Source organism: Streptomyces sp. NPDC055749 (assembly GCF_053617235.1).
This window is the reverse complement of the sequence record NZ_JBSHFH010000014.1, coordinates 113,488-140,019: the sequence shown is the minus strand read 5'-3', so window position 1 is coordinate 140,019 and position 26,532 is coordinate 113,488. Positions and strand designations below refer to the sequence as shown.

Here is a 26,532-nt window from a genome sequence, read left to right as displayed (position 1 = left end):
CGGGCGCGCGGTCCGGCCCTCTTCAAAAGCCGAATACCGGCCCGGTCAGCGAGGCCAGCGGGGTTCCGGCCTGCGGTGCGGCGAGCGCGTCCAGGGTCACCGGGCCGCCCGGCGGGATTCCGAGCACGGCGGCGAGCCGGTCGGCGCCCTCCGGCATCACCGGCCGCGCCCAAGCGGTGAGCGCCGCCGCCACGCTCAGCTGGGCCGTGAGCACACCGAGGTACGCGTCGCCGCGCCCCGGCCGCGAGCGCTCGTACGCCGCCTCCTCCCCGAAGCCCGCGACCGACCTGACGACCTCGTCGAGCACGGCCACCGCCCGGCGCGGGTCGAAGGCATCGGGGCCGTACGCCTGTCTCAGGTCACCGACGGCTCCGGTCAGCCTGCGCAGCTGGACGTCCCAGCCGGCGCCGCCCGGCACCGCGGCAGGGACCCGGCCGCCGCTCTCGGCGCGTACGGCGCCGAACAGGCCGGTCAGCCAGGTGTTCCAGGTCTCGTCGAGGACCTGGCGGCTGCGCGTCAGGCGGTCGCGGCGGAACCCCGCGCGGCGCTCGGCGGCCCGGGTCTCCAGGACATGGCGGCGCAGCGTGTCGGAGCCGAACTCGTTGAGCAGGTCCAGCGCCCACAGGCCCGTGCCGTCCTCGTCGGGCAGGCGGTACGTCTCGCCGACGACGTGCACGTGTGCGGGTTTCACTCCCTGTTCCAGCAGGAGCGCGGGCAGGAGTACGGCGTCGTGGAACGCGTGCCCTGCGCCGCTGAACCGGACCGCGCTGCCGGGCAGCGCGTCGGAGCCCGAGCCGGGTCCGGACAGTTGAAGCGCGACGGCCTCGAAGGCGGCGTCGACGACGTGGTCGTCGAAGCCCTCCACCCGCACTGGCACACCCCAGCGGCCGGGCTGGGACACCGCCACGTCGGGCAGCCCGTCCTCGGCCAGGCTCTCGCACAGCGCGGCGATCCTGGGCGGCATTCCGGCGGTCGCCCAGTAGGAGACGAGGTCGTCGCGGAAGGGCTCCAGCGGCAGATACAGACGGCGCAGCCGACGGGGGTGTGCGGCCGTCCCGCACAGGACGCACCGCGGTCCGGCCAGGTCTCCGCCGTCGTTGGGGCGCCCGCAGGTGCGGCAGCTGCCCGCGGATGTGGGGGCCGCGCAGTGCGGGCACCCGCCGGTGACATGGGCGCCGTGGAGCCAGCGCCCGCAGGGCTCGCAGTACGGCAGGGGACGTACGCGCGGCACGACGATGCCCTCGGCGTGCAGCCTGCAGACGACGTCCTGGACCCAGCGGCGGTATCCGGCCGAGCGCCGGGGCCGCGCGATGTGGTCGAACTCGACCCCGGCCCGGCGCAGATCGGCCTCCATCGCGGCGCGGTTCCCCTCGGCCACCGCCGCCGGTGGCCTTCCGGTGCGCAGCGCCCGCAGCTCGACCGAGGCGGCGTGGTCGGCGGTACCGGTCGTGAACAGCACGCTTTCGCCGTCGGCGCGCAGGAAGCGGGTGAGGGTGTCGGCGGCGACGTAGGGGCCCGCCAGATGTCCGAGGTGGAGTTCGCCGTGGGTGGCGATCGGTGTCGTGGTGATCCACAGGGACGCTGTGGTTCGCATGGGTGTCCGTTCTGCCGGGTCGTGTGAGGGGCGCGCGAACGCCCGGATACCCGCCGTGTGTTGGCGGTCATCCGTTCTCATCAGCGTGGCAGGGGAATCGCGTACGGACGTGTGGCGGAGGCTGCGGACTCACGCCGTGACGTGGATACGCCACGGGCCGCCGGCGCCCGCTTCAGTAGCCGAAGGGCTGGTGGTCCGCGAGGGCCAGTTCCCTGAGAAACGCCCGCAGGCGCAGCAGCAGCCGGGCGCAGAGGCGGACGGCCGCCGCGTGGTGCGATCCGTACGCCGCGTTCCAGAGGGCGGGTACGTGTGCCATATATCCAGCTTCGGCCATGTCACGACGGCCGGCACCCGGTGGCCCTAGGGGCGCAGTGCGCGCAGCAGCAGGTCCGCCAGGTGGTCGGCGACCTCCTGGCGGCCGAGCGGGCCGTCCGGGCGGTACCAGGTGGACAGGTGGTGGACCGAGCCGAAGTGGTAGTCGACCACGAGGTCCGCCGGGGTGGCCGTCGAGAACACCCCGGTCTTCTGGCCCTCCTCGATCAGCGCCCGGAAGCGCTCGTGGTAGCGGCGCCGCTCCACTCGTACCTGCTTGTTCTTCTCGGGGCTCAGGTGGTGCATCGAGCGGAAGAAGATGGAGGCGTCGTCGAGGTTCTCGATGGTCGTCACGACCACGTCGGCCGCCGCGTCGCGCAGTCTTCGCTCGATGGGCGCGTCGGCGTTCGCGTAGGCGTCGAGCCGCTCCTGCTGGAGCCGCAGCACCCGGGCGTACACCTCGTGCAGGAGATCTTCCTTGGAGCCGAAGTAGTGGTAGAGGGCGCCCTTGGTGACGCCCGCCGCCTCGACGATCTCCTGGACCGAGGTGCGGTCGTAGCCGCGCTCGGCGAAGAGCCGGGTGGCGGCGGCCAGCAGCCTCTGAGGGACGGGAGTTCCGTTGCCCTCCGTCGCCTTGGCCATTGCCGCCACCTTGCCTTTCGTACGATGCGTGAACTGTTCTAACGGGGGGAACGCAGTTCCCGCCTGAGGATCTTCCCACTTGCGGTCTTGGGGAGCTCCGTCAGGATCTCCACCTCGCGCGGGTACTTGTACGCGGCGAGGCGCTCCTTGCAGTACGCGCCCAGTTCGCCGGGCTCGACCGCGGCACCGGGCCGCAGGCTGACGTAGGCCCGGACGGTCTCGCCGCGGTACGGATCGGGGACGCCCACGACGGCCGCCTCGCGGACCGCCGGATGGGTGTAGAGCACGTCCTCGACCTCGCGCGGCCACACCTTGAAGCCGGAGGCGTTGATCATGTCCTTCTTGCGGTCGACGACGTACAGCCAGCCCGCCGCGTCCATGAAGCCGATGTCCCCGGTGCGCAGCTCGCCGTCCGGGAAGGCGGCGGCCGTGGCCTCGGGGAGGTTCCAGTAGCCCCGGACGACCTGGGGCCCGCGTACGACGATCTCGCCCTGCTCCCCGAAGGGCACCTCCTGGCCGTTCTCGTCGACGATCCGGACGACCGTGTCCGGGCCGGGGACGCCCACCGAGAGCGTGCCGGAGACCGGGTCGACGGGGGCTTCGCGCTCCGGCGGTACGGAGGCGCAGGGGGCCGTGCACTCGGTGAGTCCGTAGCCGTTGCGGATGTACGGGCCGAAGCCCGCGCGGAACTTCTCGACCAGTGCGGGCGGCAGCGGTGCGCCGCCCGAGGAGATCACCTGGAAGGAGGCGAAGTGGTCCGGTGTGACGTCGGGGTGGGCGGCGAGTGCCATGAAGGCGGTCGACGGGCCGACGGTGTAGGCGGGGCGGTGCTCGGCGAAGGCTTCGAGGACGACGCTCGGCTCGAAGCGGTAGGCGAGGACGAGGGTGCCCGCGTTGGTGAGGCACGCGGCGAGCTGGCACACCATGCCGGTGATGTGGAAGAGCGGGGCGAGCGCGAAGTAGGCGGAGCCCTCGGCGATGGGGTGGCCGGTGCGCTGCCGCTCGGCGTTGACCATGATGTTGCCGTGGGAGTTCATGGCTCCCTTGGGGGTGCCGCTGGTCCCCGAGGTGTAGCTGATCAGCGCCACGTCGGCGGAACTGAGCTCTCGGCCGGCCGGGGCGTCGAGGCCCTGGCGGGCGACGGTCACGAGGTCGTCGGCCCAGTCGTCGGTGCCCGGCGCGGGGAGGCGCTCGAAGCCCAGGACGCGGGGGTCGTTCTTCGACTGGAGGTCCAGCTCGCAGGCGGTGACGGCGATCCGTACGCTCGGGGCCGCCTCCGCTGTCGCCCGCAGGTAGGAGCCCCAGGCCCGGTCCGAACAGACCAGCGCAGTCACCTCCGCGTCCTTCAGTACGTGGCCGACCTCGCCGGACTTGTACATCGGGTTGAGGGGGACGACGGTGGCGCCGGCCTTCCAGGCGCCGAGCAGCGCGACGACGAACTGCGGGCTGTTCTGGAGCATGATCGCGACCCGGTCGCCGCGCTTGAGGCCCTTGGCCGCGAGGTGCCCGGCCATGGAGTCCGAGAGTTCGTCCGTCTCGCGGTAGCCGAGGCGCCCGTCGAAGTAGGCGAGGGCCGTGTGCTCCGGGGCGCGGGCCACGGATGCGCGGAACGCGTGCACCAGCGTCTCGGCCGGCGCTATGGGGGCGAGCTGGGCCTCGCTGAGCAGGGCGAGCCAGGGCTTGGCCGCGTAGATGGACTCGGTCATGCGCCGGTCTCCTCCCACTTCTGCTGGAGGTGGTTCATATTGCCGAGCCAGTGGTCGGGGTCCTTGGTGCGGGCCCGGTAGTACCCGGCGACCTCGGGGTGCGGCAGGACGAGGAAGCGGTCCTCGGCCATGGCGTCGAAGAGCGCGTCCGCGACGGCCTCCGGCTCGATCGCGCTGGGGGCGAGCACGAGCTCGCCCGCGGAGCCCGCCGCCGTGAGCATGTCCGTACGGACGCCCTGGGGGCAGATCGCGTGGACCTTCACACCGCGGTGCCGGTAGGTCAGCGAGAGCCACTCGGCGAACGCGACCGCGCCGTGCTTGGTGACGCTGTACGGCGCCGCGCCGATCATCGTCAGCAGTCCGGCGGCCGACGCCGTGGCCACGAACCGGCCGCTGCCGCGCTCCAGCCAGTCCGGGAGCAGCGCCTTCGCCGCGCGTACGTGGGCCATGACGTTGACGTCCCAGGCCGCCGCCCAGACCTCCTCGTCCGCGAAGACGTCACCGGGCGAGGCCAGACCCGCGTTGGCACAATAGACGTCCACCCTGCCGTCGAGCGCGTCGCGGGCTGCGTCGACGATCTGCGAGGCGTCGCCCGCGATCGCGGTGCCGCCGATCTCCTCGGCGAGCGCCTTGATGCGGACGGTGTCGAGGTCGTTGACGACGACCCGCGCACCCTCCGCGGCGAACCTGCGGGCCAGGGCGGCCCCGATGCCCCCTCCGGCTCCTGTGACCACTACGCCAGCGCCCTGCACCGTACTCATCGGATCCCGCCTCTCTCAGCCGACTGCACCGGCAGACTAACCAGTCGGTATGTGATCGGGGAAGGGGTACGCGGCAGGACGGAGAATCTACGCGGGTCCGGGTCGTTCCGTGCGGCCCGCCCTCGCGCTAGCGTGCGTGACCATGACAGTCGGCGCGATCATGGAGGTTGACGAATGAGCCTGTCCAGACGTGGATTGCTTCACGCCGGCGGTGCGGTGGGAGCCCTCGCGGTCACAGCGGCCGGGACCGGGAGCGCGGCTGCCCTCACGGGACACGGCTCCGGGCGCGGCAGTGTCCGTACCGGTTTCGACCGGCTGGCCGCTGACGGCTACCGGCTGCTGAAGGGGCAGAAGGTCGGCATCGTCACCAATCCGACCGGGATCACCTCCGACGTACGCCACATCGTCGATGTGATGCACCCCGACGAGCGGGTGAACCTGACGGCGGTCTTCGGCCCCGAGCACGGTTTCCGCGGCACCGCGCAGGCGGGCGGCTCCGAGGGCCGTTACGACGACCCGGCGACCGGGCTGCCGGTCTACGACACGTATCTGAAGAGCGGTCAGGCACTCGCCGACATTTTCACGGCGTCGGGTGTGGACACGGTCGTCTTCGACATCCAGGACGCGGGCGCCCGCTTCTACACGTACATCTGGACGCTGTACGACTGCATGCAGTCGGCGGCGCTCGCGGGCAAGCGCTTCGTCGTGCTGGACCGGCCGAACCCGGTGACCGGCCGGGCCGCGCTCGGACCGGTCCTGGAACCGGCGTTCGCGACGTTCGTGGGCCGCAGGGAGATCTCCCAGGCGCACGGCATGACGGTCACCGAGCTGGCCCTGCTCTTCAACGCGGAGTTCCTGGCGGAGAGGCCGGTGGAGCTGGACATCGTCACGATGTCGGGGTGGCGGCGCTCGGACTTCTTCGACGAGACCGGGCTGCCGTGGGTGCCGCCGAGCCCCAACATGCCGACGCCCGAGACGGCGCTCGTCTACTCGGGGACGTGTCTCTTCGAGGGCACGAACCTCTCCGAGGGGCGGGGCACGACCCGGCCGTTCGAGCTGCTGGGCGCCGAGGGCGTCGACCGCAAGTGGGCGGCGGCGGCCAACGCGCTGGAGCTGCCCGGGGTGGCGTTCCGTGAGGCGTACTTCGCTCCGACCTTCTCCAAGTTCGCGGGGAAGACGGTCGGCGGCGTGCAGGTGCACGTCCAGGACCGGGCGGTCTACGACCCGGTCCGTACGGGCATCGCACTGCTCGTGACGGCGAAGCAGTCCTGGAGCGGTTTCGCGTGGCGCGCGGACAACTGGATCGACAAGCTGACCGGCAACACCCGGGTCCGCACGATGATCGACGCGGGCGCCGGTACGGATGAGGTCGTGGGCGCCTGGCAGGCGGACCTGGCGAAGTTCCGGGCGACCCGGAAGCAGTACCTCCAGTACCGCTGAGCCGGGCCGGTGCGCGCGGGCCCGTCTGCCGGGTCCGCGCGCACCGCTCCGTGTGCGTCGTCTCACGTTCTGGACGCGTCACTTTTGAATGGATCCGATCGGGGCAGCCGTACGTCCCATTACGTGACGCCGAAGTACGAGCGACGGAGGTGGCAGTTCATGGCCGGTTTCCGGAGTCTTGCGAGACAGGTCCGCGATCCGCGGGGCGATCTGGCATTGCGGAGATATTCGCTCCGTAAGTGCCTCGAACGATTCGCCCCTTACGGTCACCGGGCGACCTGGGACCATCTGTGCGCCCGGCACGGGATCGAGCCCGAGGACAGGGCCCCCGACCCGGCACGCCTGGTGGGCGCGCTGAAGGAACTGGAAGAGGGGCGGGCCGTCTGGCTCGCCTACGAGTCGGGATTCGCCGAGCGACGGCGGCGGGAGAAGCGCGACGGGCTGCGCCACCCGGCCTCCTTCGACGACTGGCACCGCCGCACCTGGGGCGGCAACGGGATCGCGCGCTGCGAGGACCCGGGCGTACATCCTTCCGAGCCGCTCGCCGAGGTGCTGGGGCGGCTGATCTCGGCCCTGGGATCGGCGCCGGGGACGGCCTGTCCCGTCTGTACGGAGAAGGGAATCGCCTGGCTGCAGGAGCTGGAGCAGGAACCGTGGTCGGGCCCGGTGTGCACAGGCTGCGGGATCGTGGTCCCGCAGCACGTACTGACGCCGGGGGCACTGGCGAAGGCCCGGCGGATACGGCTGCGGGATCTGGCGTCGGCGGCCTGAGCCGCACGGGGGCGGCGCCGCCCGCGGGCGGCGCGACCCTCTACGCGCACTCCTCCCCCGCGTCCTTCGCGCCCTTCGCGCGCTGGGGCTTCCGGGCCTCGGACATCAGGCGCGAGCCGGTCATCCGCTCGCCGGAGATGTCGTTCGGGTTGGAGAGCACGCAGGTGTCCAGCGACAGGCAGCCGCAGCCGATGCAGTCGGTGAGATGGTCGCGCAGGCGGGCCAATTGCGTGATGCGCTCGTCCAGTTCGGTGCGCCACGCCTCGGAGAGCCGCGCCCAGTCGTCACGGTTGGGGGTGCGCTCCTCGGGCAGCTCGGCGAGCGCGTCCCGGATGGTGGCCAGTGGAATACCGACCCGCTGGGCGGCGCGCACGAAGGCGACGCGGCGCAGCGCGTCCCTGTCGTAGCGGCGCTGGTTGCCGCTGGTGCGCCGGCTGCTGATCAGGCCCTTGGACTCGTAGAAGTGCAGGGCCGAGACGGCGGCGCCGCTTCGCGCGGAGAGCTGGCCCACCGTGAGTTCGTGGAGTGTCTGCGGGATCTGTGGCACCCCTCGAACCCTACTGGTCCTCCGTTGACAGGAGAGCACTCACCCAAGGATGCTGAGCAAGCGCTTAGACATCAGGCGGCCCGTCAAGGGCGGAGAGCCGGAAGGCAGGGACCAGGAACATGGCAGAGCCGAAGATCTTCACGTCCGCACAGGAGCTGCGCGACGGAGTGGGTGAGCAGCTGGGTCACAGCGAGTGGCTGGAGATCGAGCAGAAGCGGATCGACCAGTTCGCCGAGGCCACGGGCGACCACCAGTGGATCCACGTGGACCCCGAGCGGGCCGCCGCCGGGCCCTTCGGTACGACGATCGCGCACGGCTATCTGACGCTCTCGCTCCTGCCCGCGCTCGTACCGCAGGTCATGCGGGTCGAGGGTATGAAGATGGGCATCAACTACGGCAGCAACAAGGTCCGTTTCCCCTCGACCGTGCCGGTGGGCTCGCGCCTGCGCGCCACCGCCGTGCTCAAGAGCGTCGAGGAGGCGGGCGGCGGCGTACAGGTCACCGCGGTGGTCACCGTCGAGCGCGAGGGCAGCGACAAGCCCGCCTGCGTCGCCGAGTCGGTGTCGCGCTACTACTTCTGAGCCGCGACCATCCGCAGGACGAGGTCGGCGTAGAGTGCGCCGACCTCGTCGGGTGTCCGGCTGCCCTGGGCGTTGAACCAGCGCGCCACGTCGATGCAGAGGGACAGTACGGCGAGCGTGGTGCCCGGGACGTCGGGGACGTCGAACTCCCCCGCGGCCACGCCTTCGCTGATGATCCTGCGCACCACGGCGTCGCTCTGCCTGCGCAGCTCGATGATCTCGGTGCGGTGCTCGTCGGCGAGCGCGTCGAGCTCGTACTGCACGACGCGCGCCGTGGTGTGCCGCTCGGCGTGCCAGCGGACGAAGGACCGTACCGCGTCGGCGAGCCGCTCGGCCGATGAGCCGTCCCTGCCGGCCGCTGCCTCCAGGACAGCGAGGGCCCGGTCGTGACCGATCCTGCTGATCCGGTGGAGCAGCTCTTCCTTCGTCTTGTAGTGGATGTAGAGGGCTGCCGGGCTCATTCCCGCCCGGCCCGCGATGTCACGGGTGGTCGTCGCGTGGTAACCGCGCTCGGCAAAGGCCTCGACGGCGGCGACGAGAAGCCGCCGCGCCGCCTCGGGCGTGACCTCGTCCCACGGCATGTCGTCGCCGGTGTCCTCCGCCGTGCTCATCGTCACTCGCCCCTTCGATCGGCAGGACGCACACCATACCCCGATCCTGAGCAAGCGCTTAGGGTCTGGTGGGTCAGAGCTTCTGGAAGGGGTCGTGCTCGGCGAGGATCTTCTCCAGCCTGGCCTGGTCGACACGGCTGACGATCTGCCCCGCCTCCTGGCGGTCCCTGATGACCTTGGCCAGGGTGAAGCACGACGTGACGAGGTAGAGGACGCCGATGGCGAGGAAGCCGCGCACCCAGGCGTCCGCGTCGAGGTAGATGATGCCCAGGGCCACCGCGCCCATCGCCACCCCGAAGGAGGCGACGGCCTGGCCGTAGAAGGCCGCGGTGCTCTGCTGCTTGACCGAAGTTGTCTCACTCATGTGCCCCAGTTTCAGGGGCGGTGACGCGGACCACATCGGTCCGGATACTCAGCCCCGTACTCAGACGGCCGTTCGAGTGGCGCGCCGGAGTACGCGGCGCTCAGAAGGCGGAGACCCCCGTCAGAGCGCGGCCGATGATCAGCTTCTGGATCTGACTGGTGCCCTCGTAGAGCGTCATGACGCGGGCGTCCCGGACCAGCTTGCCGACCGGGTACTCGTCGATGTAGCCGTAGCCGCCGAAGACCTGGAGGGCGTTGTTGGCGGCCCTGACGGCCGCCTCGGATGCGAACAGCTTGGCGGTGGACGCGGCGGTGGCGAAGTCCTGGCCGCGGTCGACGAGGTCGGCGACCCGCCAGGTCAGCATGCGGGCCGCGTCGACATCCACGGAGATGTCGCTGATCAGCTCCTGGACCAGCTGGTAGCCCGCGATGGGCCTGCCGAACTGCTCACGCTCGCCCGCGTAGCGCACGGCCGCGTCCAGGGCGGCCTGGGCGATACCCACACAGCCGGCCGCGACCGACATCCGGCCCTTGGCCAGCGCCGACATGGCGATGGAGAAACCCTTGCCCTCGGGGCCCATGAGCGCGGACGCGGGAACGCGGACGTCCTCAAGGATCACCTCGGCGGTGGCCTGGCCGCGCAGGCCGAGCTTGCCGTGGATGGTGCGGCGGGTCAGGCCGGGGGTGTCGGTGGGCACCAGGAAGGCGGAGACGCCCTTGTGGCCGGGGGTGTCGTTGGTGCGGGCGAAGAGCAGCACCACATCGGCCCAGGTGCCGTTGGTGATGAACATCTTGGTTCCGTTGATGACGAAGTCATCGCCCTCGCGCACTGCCTTCGTCGCCAGGTTCCCGGCGTCGGAGCCCGTGCCCGGCTCGGTCAGGCCGAAGCAGCCGATCGCCTCGCCCGAGGTCAGCTTCGGCAGCCACTGCCGCTTCTGCTCCTCGTCGCCCCAGGAGGCGATCGTCTTGGCGACCAGGCCGAGCGATACGGAGACGATGCCGCGCACCGAGGAGTCGCCGCGTCCGAGCTCCTCGGTGACCAGGCAGTACGCCAGATGGTCGCCGCCGGAGCCGCCGTACTCCTCCGGGACGGTCAGCCCGAGGAAGCCGAGGGCGCCCAGCTTCTTCACGATCGACCTGTCGACACTCTCGGCCCGGTCCCACTCGATGACGTGCGGGGTGATCTCGCGCGCCACGAAGTCCACGGCAAGCTGCCTGACCGCTTCCTGCTCCTCGCTCAGCTCCAGGTTCATCCCGCACCACTCCACTTTAAATTAGCACTGCTAGTTTCTTGCTGGCAGGCCCTACTATGTGCCGCATGGCCCGACCGCGCAAGCCCCTCCTCAGCAGAGAACGCATCGTCGAAGCGGCGAGCGCTCTCGTGGACTCCGAGGGGCTCGGCGCCGTCTCGACCCGTCGCCTCGCCGCCGAACTCGGGGTGAGCGGGCCCTCGCTCTACAACCACTTCCGCAACAAGGACGAGATCCTCGACGCGGTGGCCGACAGCGTCTCGGCGCAGGTCGATCTGTCGATGTTCGACGAGTCCGACCCCCGGGACTGGTCCGCCGCACTGCACGACTGGGCGGTCTCCTACCGCGCGGCCCTCGCGGCGCATCCGCACATCGTTCCGGTCCTCGCCCAGGGCCCCGGCCGCCGCCCGGCCGGTCTCCGGGTCGCCGACGCGGCCTTCGGCGGCATGGTCCGCGCGGGCTGGCCGCCCGCCCAGGCGACGTACATCGGCGCCCTGACGCGGTATTTCGTGACCGGCTCGGCGCTCGGTTCGTTCGCCCGCGGCTTCGTCGACGACGAGACGGCGTACGACCCCACCGACTATCCGCACCTTGGCCAGGCCCACCTGCTGGCCGACCGCCGCCAGCAGGTCGACGAGGGCGCCTTCGAGACCGGGCTGCGGGCGCTGCTCGACGGCCTCGCCCTCCAGTACGAGCAGATGGTGCGGGGCGGAACGGTTCGGCAGTCACCGAAGCGTGACTGACGCATCCCGGTCCGCTCCGCACAGTGCGGCGACTATTCGGTAGGTGCCTGAGCTTCCTGGCCTTACCGTCGAGCTCATGACAACGACACCGACCGCGCCGCCTGCCGCGGGGACCACGCCGGCACGCGACTGGCGTGCCCCCGCCGCGGCCTGCACCACCGTGCTGCTCTGGGCCTCCGCCTTCGTCTCCATCCGCAGCGCGGGCGAGGCGTACTCCCCCGGCGCGCTGGCGCTGGGACGGCTGCTCGCGGGCACGCTGGTGCTCGGCGCGATCTGTCTCGTACGCCGCGAGGGACTGCCCTCCCGGGCCGCCTGGCCCGGGATCATCGGGTCGGGGCTGCTCTGGTTCGGTCTCTACATGGTGGTGCTCAACTGGGGCGAGCAGGAGGTCGACGCCGGGACGGCCGCGATGGTGGTCAATATCGGGCCGATCCTGATCGCGCTGCTCGGTGCACGGCTGCTCGGCGAGGGACTGCCGCGCCGGCTGCTGGCGGGCATGGGCGTGTCGTTCGCGGGGGCCGCGGTCGTCGGGCTCTCCATGTCGGGGCACGGTGGTTCGTCGGTGCTCGGGGTGCTGCTGTGCCTGCTGGCCGCCGTGGCGTACGCGGGCGGTGTGGTCGCACAGAAGCCCGCGCTGCGGCACGGCTCCGCCCTCCAGATCACCACGTTCGGCTGTCTGATCGGCACGGTCGCGTGTCTGCCGTTCACCGGGGTCCTGGTCTCCGAGGCCGCCGACGCTCCCCTCTCGGCGACCCTGAACATGGTGTATCTGGGCGTCTTCCCCACCGCCCTGGCCTTCACCACCTGGGCCTACGCGCTGGCCCGCACCACCGCGGGCCGGATGGGCGCGACGACCTACGCGGTGCCCGCGCTGGTGGTTCTCATGTCGTGGCTGTTCCTGGACGAGGTGCCCGCACTGCTCACCGTCGGCGGCGGCCTGCTCTGCCTGGCCGGGGTGGCGGTCTCCCGGCGGCGTCCCCAGACTGGCGTCAAGCCGTCGAATCCGGCCCGGCCGGTGGAGGGACCTCGTCATGACGCGGAGCAAGAGCGGGCCGAGCGGCCGTAGCGCGGCGAAAGCGGTCGTACCGGTGACGCCCGGGGTGCAGCCCGGGGAAGCCTGGCGCGAGAACTACCCGTACGACCGCAAGCTCCCCCGGCGCGACTACGAGCTGGCCAAACGCGCTCTGCAGATCGAGCTGCTCAAGCTCCAGCACTGGGTGAAGGAACGCGACGAACGGCTCGTCATCCTCTTCGAGGGGCGTGACGCGGCGGGCAAGGGCGGCACGATCAAGCGGTTCACCGAGCACCTCAACCCGCGTGGTGCGCGCGTGGTGGCGCTGGAGAAGCCCACGGAGCGCGAGCGGACCCAGTGGTACTTCCAGCGTTATGTGGCCCATCTGCCGAGCGCCGGGGAGATCGTGCTGTTCGACCGCTCCTGGTACAACCGGGCCGGTGTGGAGCGGGTGCTGGGGTTCTGCACCACCCGCGAGTACCTGGAGTTCATGCACCAGGCACCGGGCTTCGAGCGCATGCTCGCACGCGACGGCATCCACCTGGTGAAGTTCTGGTTCTCGGTCTCCCGCAACGAGCAGCGCAAGCGGTTCATGGTCCGCCAGAGCGATCCGGTACGGCGGTGGAAGCTGAGCCCGGTCGACCTCGCCTCGCTGGACAAGTGGGACGCGTACACCGAGGCGAAGGAGCTGATGCTCTTCCACACGGACACGGCGGACTCCCCGTGGACCGTGGTGAAGAGCAACGACAAGAAGCGCGCCCGGCTCGAAGCGATGCGGCACGTCCTGGCCCGTTTCGACTACCCGGGCAGGGACGAGTCCGTGGTCGGGGTGCCGGACCCGCTGATCGTGGGTCCGGCCTCCCGGCTCTTCGAGCAGGGCGAGATGGACGCCCGGCTGCTCACGCCCGGCCTGGCCGCGGTGCAGCAGGGGTCGTAGGCCCTCGGCCGTGCTGGTCTAGAACACCACCAGGGCCCGGCCGCCCTTGCCCGCGATCATGTTGTCGAAGGCCGCCGGGATGCCGTCCAGGGCGATCCGTTCGGTGACCATCATGGAGAGGTCGAACCGGCCCGCGCGGATGTGCTCGGCGAGGACGGGGAGGTCGCGCTCCGGGTCGCTGTTGCCGTACACGCAGCCCGTCAGGGACCGGCCCCAGTGGAAGATCTCCAGGGCGTTGAAGGTGACTTCCTGGTCCTTGCCGCCGATGCCGACGACCGTGGTCCGGCCGCCGCGGCGCGTGGAGTCCCAGGCGGCGCGGATGGTCGCGGGGCGGCCGACGCACTCCACCGCGACGTCCGCGCCCACCCCGCCGGTGAGAGCGCGGATGTCCTTCGGGGTCCGGTCGGAGGCGATGACGTAGTCGGTGGCTCCGGCCTGCCGGGCCAGATCCTCCTTCTCCGGCGAGACGTCGACGGCGATGATCTTCGACGCGCCCGCGATCCGGGCGGACTGGAGCACGGCGAGGCCGACCCCGCCGATCCCGAACACGACGACGCTCTCGCCCGCGCGGACCCGGGCGGAGTGGTGGATCGCGCCGTACCCGGTGAGGACCGCGCAGCCCAGCAGGGCCGCGTCGGTGAGCGGGATCCCGGCCGGAGCGGGCAGGACGCACTTCGCCGCGACGACCGTCTCCTGGGCGAACGCCGCTACGTTCAGGCCCGGGTGGAGCTCGGTGCCGTCCGCGGTGCGGGCATGGATGTTGGCGGCACCCTTCAGCGCGTCGGCGCAGAGCCAGACCTCGCCGATCCCACAGTGGTGGCAGCTCCCGCAGGACGGTGCCCAGTTGAGGACGACACCGTCGCCGGGGGCGACATGCGTGACGCCCTCACCGACGGCGACGACCGTTCCGGCGCCCTCGTGGCCGAGGACCGCGGGGACCGGGAGCCGCATCGTGCCGTTGGAGAGGGACAGGTCGGAGTGGCAGACACCGGCGGCGGCGAGGCGCACGCGCACCTGGCCGGGGCCGGGCTCCGGGAGTTCGATGTCGGTGATCTCCAGCGGAGCTCCGACGGCGGGCAGTACGGCGGCGCGGACCACGAACGGTCTCCTCGGTGATCGGGAGGGAAGGAGGACAGGTCAGAACTGTAGTGACTTGGTCTGGAGGTACTCGGCCAGTCCGTGCGGGCCCAGCTCGCGGCCGACGCCGGACTGCTTGTACCCGCCGAACGGGGCCAGCGGGTTGAACCTGCCGCCGTTGATGTCGACCTGCCCGGTGTCCATCCGGCGGGCGAAGGCGACGGCCTCGGCGTCGTCGGCGGCCCAGACCGCTCCGGCCAGCCCGTACACGGTGTCGTTGGCGATACGGAGGGCGTCGTCGACGTCCTCGTACCTCAGGATCGTCAGGACCGGGCCGAAGATCTCCTCCTGGGCGATGGCCATGCCGGGAGTGACATCGGCGAACACGGTGGGGCTGACGTAGTAGCCCGTCGCGTGCGGCGCTTCGGGGCCGCCGGCGACGAGCCTGGCGCCCTCCTCGACGCCCTTCTCGATGTAGCCCCGTACCCGGGCCTGCTGCTTGGCGTTGACGAGGGGGCCGACCCGCTCGCCGGGTACGTACTTGGCGACGGCCGCCGCAGCGAGGGCGACCGCCTCCTCGTACCGCTCGCTGTCGACGAGCATCCGGGTCCACGCGCTGCACGTCTGGCCGGAGTTGGTCATCACGTTGGCGACGCCCACGTTGACCGCCTTGGCGAGATCGGCGCCGGGCAGGATCACGTTGGCCGACTTGCCGCCGAGCTCCAGCGCGACGCGCTTGACCGCGGCGCCCGCCGTCGCGCCGATCCGCCGGCCGACGGCCGTGGACCCGGTGAACGAGACCAGGTCGACGCCCTCGTGCTCGGCGAGCGCCTGTCCGGCGACCGGTCCGAGGCCGGTGACCAGGTTGAAGACACCGGCGGGCAGCCCGGCCTCCTCGGTGGCCTCGGCGAAGAGCTGGGCGGTGAGCGGGGTGTCCTCGGCGGGCTTGAGGACGACCGTGCAGCCCGCGGCGAGCGCGGGGGCGACCTTGGCGACGATCTGGTGGAGCGGGTAGTTCCAGGGGGTGATCGCGCCGACCACGCCCACCGGCTCCAGCAGCACGGTGGAGTTGCCCAGCTTCTCCTCGAAGGAGTACGTGGCGGCCAGTTCGGCGTACGAACCGGCGACCAGGACAGGCACCCCCGCGTGGACCGCCTGCGAGAGGGCGAGCGGTGCGCCGAGCTCCGCGGTGACCGTGGCTGCGATCTCGTCGTTCCGGGCGGCCAGGACGTCGCGCAGGGCGGCGATCCGTGCGGCGCGCTCGGCGGGCGGGGTGGCGGCCCAGGCGGGGAACGCGTCGCGAGCGGCGCGTACCGCCGCGTCGACGTCCGCCGCCGTGCCCGCCGGAACATGGCCGATGATCTGCTCGTCCGCCGGATTCACGACCGCGATCGTGTCCGGACCCTCGGCCGGCCGCCACTGGCCGCCGATGTACATCCCGTCGTGCGCCTTCATGGGTTTCCTCCCGGGTTCGCCCTGCGTACCGCCGAAGTCGTCCGTCGTACGGCCGTCGTCCGACCCCAAACTAGCGCCGTTAGTTTTTGGGCGCCAGGGACCTGCCGGAGACCCCTGTCACTCCTGGCCCCACCGCGCCGGGGGCCATTCGTCCGCCGTTGGTCCGGCGTCCAGTAATTCCCCAGTAACGGCCACCTCCTAGCGTCCCGGATCAGCCCTCCGTGCCCGGGTCATCCCCCGTGGTCCCGGGCACGGACCGGGCTCCCCCGTACCACCCCCTGGAGGAGCACTCCCATGCATCTGCCCCGATCCCCCCGGCGCAGAACCGCCGCGTGGGCGGCGGTCGCGATCACGGCGGCAGCCGTCCTCACCGGCACTGCCCCCGCCGTCGCCCAGCCGGCCACGGACTCCGTCACCGGATCCGCCACCGCCAAGGTCGACTCCGCCGTTCTCGACACCGTCGGGAACGGCAAGGAGTCGACCTTCTTCGTCACGCTGAAGAAGCAGGCCGATCTCTCCGCCGCGCGTGAGAAGCGCACCCACGAGGACAAGGCGAAGTCGGCCTTCTCCTCCCTGCGCAAGGAGGCGGCCCGCAGTCAGACCTCGATCCGGTCCTACCTGGACAAGGCCAAGGTCGGCTACGAGCCGTTCTGGATCGCCAACGCCATCAAGGTGACGGGCGACGAGCAGCTGGTCGCCGAGCTCGCCGCACGCGGTGACGTGGAGAGCATCCGCCAGGAACGCACCTACGTGCTCGACGAGCTGGAGCAGACGGCCGTCGCCGGTCCCGCTCTCGACACCGCCGCCGACCCCGAGTGGGGCATCAAGGACATCAAGGCCGATCAGGTCTGGTCGCAGTACGACGACCGCGGTGAAGGCATCGTCATCGCCAATGTCGACTCGGGTGTGCAGTACGACCACCCGGCGCTGAAGGCGAACTACCGGGGCAACCTGGGCGACGGCACCTTCAGCCACGACTACAACTGGTACGACCCCACGGGTCAGTGCGGCACCAGCGGCAATCCCTGTGACAACAACGGCCACGGTACGCACACCATGGGCACCATGGTCGGCGCCGACGGCGTCGGGGTCGCCCCCGGTGCCAAGTGGATCGCAGCCAAGGGCTGCGAGTCCAGCAGCTGTTCGGACTCCGCGCTGCTCGCCTCCGGTCAGTGGATCCTGGCGCCGACCGACCACAACGGTCTGAACCCGAAGCCCGAGCTGGCGCCCGACATCGTCAACAACTCCTGGGGCGGCGGTGACACGACCTTCTACCAGGACATCGTCGAGGCGTGGAACGCGGCCGGGATCTTCGAGGCGTTCGCCGCGGGCAACGACGGCAACGGCACGAGCTGCTCGACCGCGCACGCCCCGGGCTCGCAGGCTCCTGCGTACGGAGTCGGCGCCTACGACGTGAACGGGAAGATCGCCGGCTTCTCCGGCTTCGGCCCCTCGCTGGTCGACGGTTCCGCCAAGCCGAACATCTCGGCACCGGGCGTCAACATCCGCTCGACGTGGCCGGGCAGCACGTACAAGGCCATCAACGGTACGTCGATGGCGACCCCGCACGTCGCGGGCGCCGCGGCTCTTCTGTGGTCCGCCGCCCCTTCCCTCATCGGCAAGATCGACGAGACCCGGGCGATCCTCAACGACGGCGCGATCGACGTCGACGACACCCACTGCGGTGGCTCGGCCGACATGAACAACGTGTGGGGTGAGGGCAAGCTCGACATCCTGGCCTCGGTGGACTCGGCCCCGCGCAGCGCGGCCACGGTGACCGGCACCGTCACGGACAGGGCCGACGGCAAGCCGCTCTCCGGCGTGACGGTCCAGGCCCACGCGGGCACCGCGAAGCGCTCGGTGACGACGGCCGCGGACGGCACGTACAAGCTGAACCTGAACGCGGACACGTACACCCTGACCGTGAGCGGTTACGGCTACGCGGCAGGCACCGTGCAGGACTTCACCGTCTCCACCGGCGAACACGTCACCAAGGACCTCGCGCTCGACGCCGTCCCCGTGCACGCGGTCTCCGGCACCGTTCTCGATGTCACCGGCAAGCCGCTGGCCGGCGCCACGGTGCGCTTCACCGACGCGCCTCTCGACACCGTCACGAGCGACACGAACGGCGTCTTCCGCTTCCCGTCGGTCGCCGAGGGTTCCTTCTCGCTGACCGCGACGCCCACCGCTCCCGTCCTGTGCAACGGCGTCTTCGGCACCACCGTCGCGATCGACGGCGACGAGACGGTCACCGCGAAGCTGCCGAACCGCACGGACGCCGCGGGCAACAGCTGCGCCCCGGCGACGTACTCCTGGGTCGGCGGCAGCACCAAGGTCGCGCTCAGCGGTGACGAGGACGTGAAGACGATCGCGCTGCCGTTCCCGGTGAAGCTGTACGGAGTCCCGTACTCCAGCGCGAGCATCACCACCAACGGTCTGATCAACTTCCTCGCGCCGCGGCTCGGCGACTACGACAACGTGGCGCTCCCGTCGGCCGGCAAGCCGGACGGCACGATCGCGGTCTTCTGGGACGACCTGGTCCTGGACAGGAAGTCCAGCGTGCAGACGGCGACCACGGGCAGCACGGGCAACCGCACCTTCGCGATCGTCTGGAACAACGCCTCGTTCGCCGGCAACACCTCGGCCCGCGTCTCCTTCGAGGCCGTCTTCGACGAGGCCACCGGCTCCGTCACCCTCCAGTACCAGGGCCTCGCCGCCACCTCGCCGGAGAACGGCGCGAGCGCGACCGTCGGCATCGAGAACCAGGCCGGCACCGACGCCCTCCAGTACTCCTTCAACGAGCCGGTCCTCAAGGACCGGTCCGCCATCCGCATCGCGCAGGGGACCAAGTGATGAGAACCAACTCCCGGCGGGCACTGCGGCTCGCCTCCGCGCTGGTCGCGGCCGGTCTGGCGCTGAGCGCCGCCCCGCACGCGCTGGCCGCCGACGACGGCAACGGCCTGCTCACCCTCACGGACAGCCAGGCCGAGCAGCTGGAGGCCCACGCCCAGCTGAACGCCTACGCGGACGCCGACCGCGAGACGATCGACCCGCAGGGCGCGACCGCCGACTCGACCACCGACGCCGCGGAGGAGGGCTCGGGCTCCCACCTCGACGCCGGAACCGACGCCGCTGTCACCATCTCCCCCAAGTCCAAGCTGGAAGGCGTGCGCGGCCTGGCCGCCACGGCGCCCGTCGGCCGCGACGGCGACTACTACACCCTGCACAGCCTGGGCAGTGTCCAGCGCAGCAAGGCCGACGGCACCGCCCTGTGGCGGCGCGACAACGCCTCGCTGTACGCGGACTGGGGAGTCAAGAACACCCGGCCCTGGCAGACGGAGCCGTACCCGGCGCGCATCGTGATGGGCTACAACGCGGTGAGCCCGTTCACCCCGGCGTCCGACCAGGGATACGTGACCGGCGACCTGACCGGCGACGGCGTGGACGACGTGGTGTTCTCGGCGAGCGTGGGCGTGGCCCCGTACCGCCCCTTCACCTCTCCCGGCTCGACGCTGGCCAACGGCACGTTCGTCACGGTGCTCGACGGCAGGACCGGCAAGACGCTGTGGTCGAAGCTGTACGCCTACGCCTACAACGTGAAGCTCGTCGGCAAGACGCTGGTCGTCGCGGACGCGCCGGTTTACAACCTCAACTCCCCGGCGGCGTCCACCGCCACTCTGACGGGCACCCGCTTCTCGTACGCCGACGGGAAGCTGACGCCCTCCGACACCTGGTCGTACGACACCGGTCTGCGCGCCGGTACGGCCTGGGGCTCCCTGGAGGACCTCGGCGGCGGGCTCGTCGCGGCCTCGTACAACGTGCGCAAGACATCCGCGACCGCCGTGGGCCGGGCCCGCACCCTCGTGTTCGACACCGAGGACGGCTCCGTGAAGTGGGAGGCGGACACCTCTCTCTACTCGCGCCAGCTGCACCTGGACTCCGCGCGAGGGCGGCTCGTCGCCCTGGAGCAGTCCGACCCCACCGACGGCGTGAAGTACGAGCTGGCCTCGTACTCCCTGGCCGAGGGGAAGCGCACCACGCTCGACACCCGGATCAACGCCGTCCCCACCGACATGACGATCGGTGAGCTCGGGGGCGACCGGAAGCCCGAGTACGTGGTCAGCGAGTCCACGCTGAGCCCGACGCTGTACATCAACGCCAACACCGTCAGGGTCGTCGACGGCACGGACCCCAGCAGCGTGCGGTGGTCCTCGACCGTGAAGCGCGACGCGGACAACACCCACGACGGACCGAGCGTCTGGAGCATGGAGGTCGCCGACGGGAGTCTGGTCACATCCGCTCAGGACGACATCGGCATGAACACCGCCGAGAACGCCGGAGCCGGGCGCTACGGCTCCCTCACCGTGTACTCGGGCAACGGCACCGTGCGCTGGCAGTCGAAGGGCATCGGCGCGTCGCCGCTGTTCAACGAGGTCTACAGGGACGCTGCCGGACAGCACGTGCGCACCGTCGACCAGGACCAGAACGTCCGCACCTACGCGTTCGGCAACGGCAGGCAGCAGAAGCTCGTGCCGCTCCGGGGCGACCTGTCGTCCGCGCAGTCGAGCGACATCGACGGCGACAAGAAGCAGGACCTCGTCGTCGGCGGCAAGTCCAACGGCGTGTGGGCGTACTCGGGCCCTTCGCTGACCGCGGGCAAGCCCGAGCTGCTGTGGAAGGCCACGGTGCCCGGGCAGGTGCACCGGATCGAGAAGGGCGACGTCAACGGCGACGGCCACGAGGACTTCGTGGTGGCCGCGGACACGGCCGTCGCGGTCCTCGACGGGCGCACCGGCAAGGTCATCGCCCGCATCGAGGGCAACGGGCAGTTCGTACGCTCGGTCATGGTCGCCGATCTCGACGGCGACAAGCGCGCCGACATCGTGGTGCCGACGGACAAACTGCGGGCCTACCGCGGTGACGGCTCGGCGCTGTGGTCGTACGCGGCGCCCGAGAGCGCCGGCAACGTGGTGTTCTCGGACGCGGCGGTCGGCGAGGGGCGCGTGTACGCGCAGTACACCGCTGTCGGTGCGCTGGACGTGGATTCGCCGCCGACGGACGGTGTCGCGCTCGACGCCGAGACCGGCACCGTGCGCTGGACGGCGAGCCCGAAGGCTCCCGCCGCGAGCGTGGACGGCAAGCTGTACGGGGCCGTCCTGAAGCGGGCCGTCTTCACCTCGCCGGAGATCCCGTACGCCGACGGGCACGCCGTCGTCTACACATGGCTGGCGGCAACCTCCACGACCGCGTCGGGCGAGCCGGACGCGAGCAGTCTGCGCGCCGTGGTCGAGATCCGCGACAGCCGCACGGGTGAGGTCCTCCACCAGGGCATAGCCGGTGGCCCCTGGAGCGTCGGGAACTACTTCACCGGCCCCGAGGGGCTCGTGCTCGCAGGCACGGCAAGCATGCGCACCTTCGCGGCCGACGGCCAGGACCACACCATGTTCACCCTGCCGACGGCGGAGACCGGCGGCTTCCTCACCGGGCCCGGCGGACGCCGTCTGCTCGTCGCGGGTGTCCAGGCCGGTGCGTACCTCTGGGACCCGGCCGTACTGACGGCAGGCCGCAACTACCCGGCCAGTGTGGGCTCCAACACCTACATGGGCGCCAGGGAGTACTTCTCCGGCGACCTGGACGGTGACGGCGTCGACGAGCTCGTGAACCTCGGGTTCGACGAGACCGGTTTCGACCGCATGACCGAGCTGCTCGGAGGCAGGTACCTCCAGCAGTTCACCGCCATCTCCCAGGTGACGGTGAACACGCTCTCCTGACGGAGCTCGCTCCTGCCGAAGGCCCCCGGACTCCTTCCTGTCCGGGGGCCTTCGGCAGGCCCGGACGAGCGGGTTACAGTGACGCCCTTATGGACGCAGAGCAGACGGAAAACGGCACACCGGCCGATCCACCGCTCCTGCGTCTGCACCTTTTCGGCGGATTCCGAGTGGTACGCGACGGAGGGCCCGCGCTCGCCGACAAATGGCCGCGTCCCAGTGCCCGCGCCCTCGTGAAACTGCTCGCCGTCTCCCCTGGCCACAGCCTCCATCGCGAGCAGGCCATGGAGATCTGCTGGCCGGAATCCGACGCGCAGGCGGCGCTCGGCAGTCTGCGGGTCGCCCTGCACGCCGCCCGCCGTGCCATCGAGCCGGAGCTGGCGCCCCGCTCCTCCTCGTCCTATCTGACCGGCGAGGGCACCCTGCTGCGGCTCGACCCGCACACCGTGGTGATCGACGCCGATGTCGCCGAGACCCTTGCCGAGCGTGCGCTGGCCGGGGGGTCGGCCGCCGCGCTGGCCACCGCACTCGCGGCGTTCACCGGTGAGCTGCTGCCGGAGGACCGCTACGCCCCGTGGGCCGAGGTACGGCGCGAGGAACTGTCCGCGCTCCGCGACCGGGTACGGCTGGCGCTCGCCGAGGCCCATCTCGCGGAGGGCGAGACGGAGCTGGCCACCGAGGTGGCGCTGCGCGCCCTGGCCGCCGCGCCCGCCGAGGAGCGCGCGCACCGGGTCCTGATCGACGCCTACCTGCACCAGGGGCTGCGCAGGCAGGCCGTGCGTCAGTACCACCTGTGCCGGGAGTCGCTCGACGCCGAACTCGGCGTACGCCCCGGGCCCGCCACCGAGCGGCTGCATCTGCTCGCGCTGGACGCCGCGTCGTCCGTACTGCCCGCCGTGTCCGCCCCCGTGCTGCCCGCCGCGATACGCACCCCGCCCGGTCCGCCGCTGCGGGGCAGGGCGGACGAGCTGGACGTGCTGCTCGCCGCCGACGGGCCTCCTGTGCGGCTGATCGGCGGTGAGGCCGGGGTGGGCAAGACGCGGCTGACGGCGGAGGCGGCCCGGCGGGCGGCCGAGGCCGGGACGACCGTCCTGTGGGGCGCGGGCCACGACGCCGAGGGGCACACCCCGTACGGCGTCTTCGTGGAGGCCCTGGACGCCTGGCTCGCCGACCGGCCGTCCGCCGAGCGGGCCAGGATCGGTGGCGAGTACCCCGAACTCGCGTCGCTGCTGCCCTCGTTGGGACAGATCGGGGCGGGGGCGGAACGCAGCCCGGAGGAGGAGCGCGACCGGTTGTTCCGCGCCGCGGCCGGGCTGCTGGGCGATCTCGCGGCGACCGCCCCCGTCCTGCTCGTGCTGGACGATCTGCACGCCGCCGACACCGGCTCGTACCAGCTGCTGAGCCATCTGGCCCGGCGTGCGGCGACCGCGGGGGCGAGCTGGCGGTTCGCGGTGACGTACCGCGCGGAGGAGCTGGACGGCGCGGACCCGCGGCGCACCGCGCTGGACACCCTTGTACGCCAAGGGCTCGCGCACTCGGTGGAGTTGGGGCGGCTCGGTCGCGCGGAGTGCCTGGCGGTCGCCGAGGACGCGGGTGCACGGACCGGGCTCGACCGGGTCTGGGAACTGTCGCTCGGCAACCCTCTGTTCGCCCTGGAGCTGGCCCGTACCGTCGACGAGGGCACCGATCCGGCCGAGCTCAGCGCCCCGGAGGGCGTACGCCAGTTGGTGGCGGCGCGGCTGGCCAGGCTGGGGCCGGCGGCGCGGCGCGTGGTCGAGGCGATATCGGTGGCGGGCGGGGGAGCCGCGCTGTCCGAGGTGATGGATGTCGCCGGTTACGGACTGCACCCCCCGCTCTCCGCCGCGGAGGCGACGGACGCCGTGGACGCGGCGGTGGCGGCCTCGGTGGTGGAGGAGCGGCCGGTGGTGGTCGGCGGGCAGCCGCTGCCCGGCCTCGTCTTCCGGCATCCGCTGGTGCGGCTGACCTGTTACGACGGGCTGTCAGCCGCCCGCCGCCGGCAGCTGCACTCCGCGTACGCGGAAGCGGTCCTGCGCCGCAGGCCCGACGCGGTCGACACGCTGGCCTCGCATCTGACGCGCGCCGACGACCCACGTGCGACCCAGTATCTGCGGCAGGCCGCAGAGCGGGCCGCCGCCGTATGCGCCAATGACACGGCCGACCGCTACTACGCCGAACTGACCGCCAGGCTCGACGCGTTGGCAGCCGACGCGGCGATGGCCCGGATCGACCGGGGCGCCGTACTGCGCCGGATGGCCCGCTACCGGGAAGCGGCCGAAGTGCTGCGCGAGGCGCTGGACGACATGGTCCGGCGGGGCGACCGGGACGGGCAGGTGCTCGCCGCCGCCCGGCTGACCGAGGTTCTGGTGAAGTACCGCTCGACGGACGAGGGCGAGGAGCTGCTGCGTACCTACCCGCCACTGCCGGACACCCCGCCGCTCACCACCGCCACCCACCATCTGGCCGCGGGGCTGCTCCAGTTCGTCATCGGGCGGTACGAGGAGGCGCACGCCTCGGCGTGCACCGCGCAGCTGGCCGCCGACGCCATTCCCGGCAGCGGGCGGCGCGGGCTGCTGGCCCGGGCGCTGGGGCTCCAGGCCACATCGCTGGGTCTTGCCGGACGGCTGACCGAGGCGCGGCCCGCGGCCGATCTGGCCCTGCCGCACGCGGAGGCGTACGGCGATCAGGAACTGCTCGTCACGATCCTCTCGGTGCTCCGGGAGCACGCCCGCCGCTCGGGCAGGCTCGCCGAGGCGGTCTCGACCGGGCAGCGGGCACTGCGGCTCGCCGAGCACACCGGGGACCCGACAGCCGTCGCCTTCGAGCGCGCCAACCTGGCCGAACTGCACCTGCTGCTCATGGAGTTCGACGCGGCCCGTGAACACGCCGAGGCGGCGGTACGGGAGACGGGCGAGCGCGACGAGTGGTGCACGCCCTACGCACTCGCCGCGCTGGCCCGGGTGCGCGTCAGAACCGGTGAGGCGGGCGCGCCCGAACTGCTGGCGCGGGCCGGGGAGGTGGCCGGGGCACAGGCGGACCGGCAGGCGATGCACGAGGTGCGGACCGCGGACGCCGAACTGCTGTTGCGCGACGGCCGCCCCTCGGAGACGCTGACCCTGCTCGCCGACGACTCGGGCCCCGGCGCCGCCCATCTGGTGGCGTGGGCGGAACTCCTGTCGGGTGCTCCGGAGAGGGCGGCGAACCGGGCGGCCGAGGAGACGGGCCGCGCGGAACGCACCGGCGAACGTCTCTCGGAGACCGAGGCCCGCACGGTCCACGCGGCGGCCCTGGCCGCACTGGGTCACACGCAGGCGGCGGAGGCGGAATTCACGCGAGCGGCAACCCTGGCCGCGGAACTCCCCTACCCGGCTGGAGCATCCCGGGTGACCCGCGCCCGCCGCCTCCCGCACACCGAGTGAGGCTGCGGGCCAGAGCCTGCCGTCCCTACACGTCCAGGCCCGGCACATCCCTCGGCAGCGGGCAGATCCGCCGCCCGTGGTGGTCGAACACGTACAGGTGCGCCAGGTCGACGAGCAGCGGCACCTGCCCGCCCCGGCGCAGCCGCATGTCGGGCCCCGTGCGGACCACCAGGTCGCCCGAAGTGAGCGCCGGCCGGTCGGGGCTGCGCGGGGCGCTTCGCTCCGGGCCCGGTTCGTCGAGGACGACCACAGGCCCGCTGATGTGCCCCGTGGCGCGCTCCCGAAGCCGCTCCAGGACGCCCACACCCGTACCGCTCCCGCCGCCCCCACCGGCGCGACGCCGTCGCACGCCCGGCCGCGGCCTGGCCGATTCCAGGTCGGGGACCACGGCGGGCTGCGAGCCCGTGTTGAGGTGGACGAGTGCCTCGTGCCCCTGGTACTCCACGTGCTCGACGATGCCGCTGAGGGCGACCTCACCGGGCCGCGCTTGGCTGGGCGGCGCGATCCGCACCGCCTCGGAGCGCAGTCCGACGATGATCTCCCGGCCCTGCTGGATGCGGAGCAACTGATGGTCGGGGCTGAGCGGTTCGGGCAGCGCGAGCCGCTGCCGGCCGAGGTCGATCGACATCCGCCCCTCCAGCGGCGCGTGGACCACGGCGCGGAGCAGGTTGATGCGCGGGGTTCCGATGAACGCGGCGACGAACACGTTCTCCGGGAGCGCGTAGACCTCGCGCGGTGTGCTCACCTGCTGGAGCACTCCCCCGCGCATCACGGCCACCCGGTCCCCCAGTGACATCGCTTCCGCCTGGTCGTGCGTCACATAGACCGTGGTGACACCCAACTCCGCTGTCAGCTGGGCGATTTCGGCCCGAAGATGGTTGCGCAGCTTCGCGTCGAGATTGGACAGCGGCTCGTCCATCAGGAAGGCGGACGGCCTGCGCGAGATGGCCCGCCCCATCGCGACGCGCTGGCGCTCACCGCCGGAGAGCTGAGCCGGGTAGCGGTCGAGCACGCTCTCGATGCCCAGCATGCGGGCCGTGGACTCGATGCGCTCGTTGTTGTCCTGGCGGGGGTTCTCCAGTTTCAGCGGGAAGCCGATGTTGGCGCGATTCGTCATGCTCGGATAGAGCGCGAAGTTCTGGAACACCATGGCCATTCCGCGTTCGCGCGGGGTCATGTGGTTCGCCGGTTCGCCGTCGAGCAGCAGCTCGCCCTCGGTGATCTCCTCCAGGCCCGCGATCATGCGGAGCACAGTCGATTTCCCGCAGCCCGAGGGGCCGAGCAGCACCACGAACTCCCCGGGCTCGATGGAGAGCGAGAAGCGGTCGACGGCGCGTGGAGCCCGTCCGTACGCCTTGCTGACGTGGTGCAGGGAGATGGCGCGAGTCATGAGGTTTCGTCCGCCCGGCAGGGTGAGGGGAACGCGCGGCAGGGAGCGCCTGCGTGGCCTGAAGTTAGCCCACCGGACGGGGTGTGGGAATGACTCGCGCGAAGGTTGGGGAGAGCGAAATCCGGCGGGGCACAA

21 protein-coding genes are annotated in these 26,532 nt (G+C 71.6%); 9 read left to right on the top strand and 12 right to left on the bottom strand.

The window, feature by feature from the left end:
• Positions 1 to 22 precede the first annotated feature (22 nt).
• The 5 genes from ACWGO0_RS13680 to ACWGO0_RS13660 form a co-directional block, all read right to left on the bottom strand.
• Positions 23 to 1,594: a class I tRNA ligase family protein gene (locus ACWGO0_RS13680; protein WP_453532870.1), complete on the bottom strand. Its 1,572-nt coding sequence runs from the start codon at positions 1,592 to 1,594 to the stop codon at positions 23 to 25.
• Between the two features lie 172 nt (positions 1,595 to 1,766).
• Positions 1,767 to 1,910 carry a hypothetical protein gene (locus ACWGO0_RS13675; protein WP_453532867.1) on the bottom strand — a complete coding sequence of 48 codons (144 nt, stop codon included), beginning with the start codon at positions 1,908 to 1,910 and terminating at the stop codon, positions 1,767 to 1,769.
• Between the two features lie 44 nt (positions 1,911 to 1,954).
• Positions 1,955 to 2,548 carry a TetR/AcrR family transcriptional regulator gene (locus ACWGO0_RS13670; RefSeq protein WP_453532864.1) on the bottom strand — a complete coding sequence of 198 codons (594 nt, stop codon included), beginning with the start codon at positions 2,546 to 2,548 and terminating at the stop codon, positions 1,955 to 1,957.
• Between the two features lie 38 nt (positions 2,549 to 2,586).
• Complete coding sequence (locus tag ACWGO0_RS13665; protein WP_453532861.1) at positions 2,587 to 4,254, bottom strand: class I adenylate-forming enzyme family protein; 1,668 nt, start codon at positions 4,252 to 4,254, stop codon at positions 2,587 to 2,589.
• Entirely contained in the window at positions 4,251 to 5,015 is a 765-nt protein-coding gene (locus ACWGO0_RS13660) for an SDR family oxidoreductase (RefSeq protein WP_453532858.1), read from the bottom strand. The genes ACWGO0_RS13665 and ACWGO0_RS13660 overlap by 4 nt, the downstream gene beginning before the upstream one ends.
• 174 nt (positions 5,016 to 5,189) lie before the next feature.
• Between ACWGO0_RS13660 and ACWGO0_RS13655 the strand changes: the two genes are divergently transcribed.
• Both ACWGO0_RS13655 and ACWGO0_RS13650 read left to right on the top strand, forming a co-directional pair.
• The gene (locus ACWGO0_RS13655) at positions 5,190 to 6,455 is read left to right on the top strand and encodes an exo-beta-N-acetylmuramidase NamZ family protein (protein WP_453532855.1); all 1,266 of its coding nucleotides are present in this window, start codon (positions 5,190 to 5,192) and stop codon (positions 6,453 to 6,455) included.
• Between the two features lie 159 nt (positions 6,456 to 6,614).
• Positions 6,615 to 7,226 (top strand): hypothetical protein, encoded by a 612-nt coding sequence (locus tag ACWGO0_RS13650; protein WP_453532852.1) that lies wholly within the window; start codon positions 6,615 to 6,617, stop codon positions 7,224 to 7,226.
• 40 nt (positions 7,227 to 7,266) lie between these two features.
• Here ACWGO0_RS13650 and soxR read toward each other — a convergent pair whose 3' ends face one another.
• The gene (gene soxR / locus ACWGO0_RS13645; RefSeq protein WP_453532849.1) at positions 7,267 to 7,773 is read right to left on the bottom strand and encodes a redox-sensitive transcriptional activator SoxR; all 507 of its coding nucleotides are present in this window, start codon (positions 7,771 to 7,773) and stop codon (positions 7,267 to 7,269) included.
• Positions 7,774 to 7,892: 119 nt separating this feature from the next.
• Between soxR and ACWGO0_RS13640 the strand changes: the two genes are divergently transcribed.
• Positions 7,893 to 8,354: a MaoC family dehydratase gene (locus ACWGO0_RS13640; protein ID WP_453532846.1), complete on the top strand. Its 462-nt coding sequence runs from the start codon at positions 7,893 to 7,895 to the stop codon at positions 8,352 to 8,354.
• On the opposite strand, the gene ACWGO0_RS13635 is transcribed toward ACWGO0_RS13640, so the two are convergent.
• From ACWGO0_RS13635 to ACWGO0_RS13625, 3 genes are all read right to left on the bottom strand, one after another.
• Positions 8,345 to 8,965 (bottom strand): TetR family transcriptional regulator, encoded by a 621-nt coding sequence (locus ACWGO0_RS13635; protein WP_453532843.1) that lies wholly within the window; start codon positions 8,963 to 8,965, stop codon positions 8,345 to 8,347. The genes ACWGO0_RS13640 and ACWGO0_RS13635 overlap by 10 nt on opposite strands.
• A 73-nt stretch (positions 8,966 to 9,038) precedes the next feature.
• Positions 9,039 to 9,329: a YiaA/YiaB family inner membrane protein gene (locus ACWGO0_RS13630; RefSeq protein ID WP_453532840.1), complete on the bottom strand. Its 291-nt coding sequence runs from the start codon at positions 9,327 to 9,329 to the stop codon at positions 9,039 to 9,041.
• A gap of 100 nt (positions 9,330 to 9,429) precedes the next feature.
• The gene (locus ACWGO0_RS13625) at positions 9,430 to 10,581 is read right to left on the bottom strand and encodes an acyl-CoA dehydrogenase family protein (protein WP_453532837.1); all 1,152 of its coding nucleotides are present in this window, start codon (positions 10,579 to 10,581) and stop codon (positions 9,430 to 9,432) included.
• 65 nt (positions 10,582 to 10,646) lie between these two features.
• Here ACWGO0_RS13625 and ACWGO0_RS13620 point away from each other — a divergent pair, with 65 nt between their 5' ends.
• The 3 genes from ACWGO0_RS13620 (at position 10,647) to ppk2 (ending at position 13,270) form a co-directional block, all read left to right on the top strand.
• Positions 10,647 to 11,321 (top strand): TetR/AcrR family transcriptional regulator, encoded by a 675-nt coding sequence (locus tag ACWGO0_RS13620; RefSeq protein ID WP_453532834.1) that lies wholly within the window; start codon positions 10,647 to 10,649, stop codon positions 11,319 to 11,321.
• 76 nt (positions 11,322 to 11,397) lie between these two features.
• On the top strand, positions 11,398 to 12,387 hold the full coding sequence (locus ACWGO0_RS13615) for a DMT family transporter (protein ID WP_453532831.1): 990 nt from the start codon (positions 11,398 to 11,400) through the stop codon (positions 12,385 to 12,387).
• A complete protein-coding gene (gene ppk2, locus ACWGO0_RS13610; protein WP_453532828.1) occupies positions 12,353 to 13,270 on the top strand; it encodes a polyphosphate kinase 2 in 918 nt (305 codons plus the stop codon). The genes ACWGO0_RS13615 and ppk2 overlap by 35 nt, the downstream gene beginning before the upstream one ends.
• Before the next feature lie 18 nt (positions 13,271 to 13,288).
• Here the strand turns inward: ppk2 and ACWGO0_RS13605 are convergent, their stop codons facing one another.
• Positions 13,289 to 14,368, bottom strand: a complete 1,080-nt coding sequence (locus ACWGO0_RS13605; protein WP_453532825.1) for a Zn-dependent alcohol dehydrogenase — start codon at positions 14,366 to 14,368, stop codon at positions 13,289 to 13,291.
• A gap of 39 nt (positions 14,369 to 14,407) precedes the next feature.
• A complete protein-coding gene (locus ACWGO0_RS13600; protein WP_453532822.1) occupies positions 14,408 to 15,802 on the bottom strand; it encodes an aldehyde dehydrogenase family protein in 1,395 nt (464 codons plus the stop codon).
• A gap of 294 nt (positions 15,803 to 16,096) precedes the next feature.
• Here ACWGO0_RS13600 and ACWGO0_RS13595 point away from each other — a divergent pair, with 294 nt between their 5' ends.
• The 3 genes from ACWGO0_RS13595 to ACWGO0_RS13585 all read left to right on the top strand — a co-directional run bounded on the left by ACWGO0_RS13595 (position 16,097) and on the right by ACWGO0_RS13585 (position 25,007).
• A complete protein-coding gene (locus ACWGO0_RS13595; protein WP_453532820.1) occupies positions 16,097 to 18,655 on the top strand; it encodes a S8 family serine peptidase in 2,559 nt (852 codons plus the stop codon).
• Positions 18,655 to 21,573, top strand: coding sequence for an FG-GAP repeat domain-containing protein (locus ACWGO0_RS13590; protein WP_453532817.1), 2,919 nt, complete (start codon positions 18,655 to 18,657; stop codon positions 21,571 to 21,573). Before ACWGO0_RS13595 ends, ACWGO0_RS13590 begins: the two co-directional genes overlap by 1 nt.
• 89 nt (positions 21,574 to 21,662) lie before the next feature.
• Positions 21,663 to 25,007, top strand: coding sequence for an ATP-binding protein (locus tag ACWGO0_RS13585; protein WP_453532814.1), 3,345 nt, complete (start codon positions 21,663 to 21,665; stop codon positions 25,005 to 25,007).
• A 25-nt stretch (positions 25,008 to 25,032) separates the two neighbouring features.
• Here the strand turns inward: ACWGO0_RS13585 and ACWGO0_RS13580 are convergent, their stop codons facing one another.
• Positions 25,033 to 26,397 carry an ABC transporter ATP-binding protein gene (locus ACWGO0_RS13580; RefSeq protein ID WP_453532811.1) on the bottom strand — a complete coding sequence of 455 codons (1,365 nt, stop codon included), beginning with the start codon at positions 26,395 to 26,397 and terminating at the stop codon, positions 25,033 to 25,035.
• Positions 26,398 to 26,532 lie beyond the last annotated feature (135 nt).

Coding starts and splice junctions, on each gene's coding strand:
- ACWGO0_RS13600 (WP_453532822.1), bottom strand. CDS start 15,802: ATGAAGGCGCACGACGGGATGTACATCGGCGGCCAGTGGCGGCCGGCC.
- ACWGO0_RS13615 (WP_453532831.1), top strand. CDS start 11,398: ATGACAACGACACCGACCGCGCCGCCTGCCGCGGGGACCACGCCGGCA.
- ACWGO0_RS13635 (WP_453532843.1), bottom strand. CDS start 8,965: ATGAGCACGGCGGAGGACACCGGCGACGACATGCCGTGGGACGAGGTC.
- ACWGO0_RS13585 (WP_453532814.1), top strand. CDS start 21,663: ATGGACGCAGAGCAGACGGAAAACGGCACACCGGCCGATCCACCGCTC.
- ACWGO0_RS13620 (WP_453532834.1), top strand. CDS start 10,647: ATGGCCCGACCGCGCAAGCCCCTCCTCAGCAGAGAACGCATCGTCGAA.
- ACWGO0_RS13680 (WP_453532870.1), bottom strand. CDS start 1,594: ATGCGAACCACAGCGTCCCTGTGGATCACCACGACACCGATCGCCACC.
- ACWGO0_RS13665 (WP_453532861.1), bottom strand. CDS start 4,254: ATGACCGAGTCCATCTACGCGGCCAAGCCCTGGCTCGCCCTGCTCAGC.
- ACWGO0_RS13590 (WP_453532817.1), top strand. CDS start 18,655: ATGAGAACCAACTCCCGGCGGGCACTGCGGCTCGCCTCCGCGCTGGTC.
- ACWGO0_RS13660 (WP_453532858.1), bottom strand. CDS start 5,015: ATGAGTACGGTGCAGGGCGCTGGCGTAGTGGTCACAGGAGCCGGAGGG.
- ACWGO0_RS13630 (WP_453532840.1), bottom strand. CDS start 9,329: ATGAGTGAGACAACTTCGGTCAAGCAGCAGAGCACCGCGGCCTTCTAC.
- ACWGO0_RS13640 (WP_453532846.1), top strand. CDS start 7,893: ATGGCAGAGCCGAAGATCTTCACGTCCGCACAGGAGCTGCGCGACGGA.
- ACWGO0_RS13655 (WP_453532855.1), top strand. CDS start 5,190: ATGAGCCTGTCCAGACGTGGATTGCTTCACGCCGGCGGTGCGGTGGGA.
- ACWGO0_RS13625 (WP_453532837.1), bottom strand. CDS start 10,581: ATGAACCTGGAGCTGAGCGAGGAGCAGGAAGCGGTCAGGCAGCTTGCC.
- ppk2 (WP_453532828.1), top strand. CDS start 12,353: ATGACGCGGAGCAAGAGCGGGCCGAGCGGCCGTAGCGCGGCGAAAGCG.
- ACWGO0_RS13650 (WP_453532852.1), top strand. CDS start 6,615: ATGGCCGGTTTCCGGAGTCTTGCGAGACAGGTCCGCGATCCGCGGGGC.
- ACWGO0_RS13580 (WP_453532811.1), bottom strand. CDS start 26,397: ATGACTCGCGCCATCTCCCTGCACCACGTCAGCAAGGCGTACGGACGG.
- ACWGO0_RS13595 (WP_453532820.1), top strand. CDS start 16,097: ATGCATCTGCCCCGATCCCCCCGGCGCAGAACCGCCGCGTGGGCGGCG.
- ACWGO0_RS13675 (WP_453532867.1), bottom strand. CDS start 1,910: ATGGCACACGTACCCGCCCTCTGGAACGCGGCGTACGGATCGCACCAC.
- ACWGO0_RS13670 (WP_453532864.1), bottom strand. CDS start 2,548: ATGGCCAAGGCGACGGAGGGCAACGGAACTCCCGTCCCTCAGAGGCTG.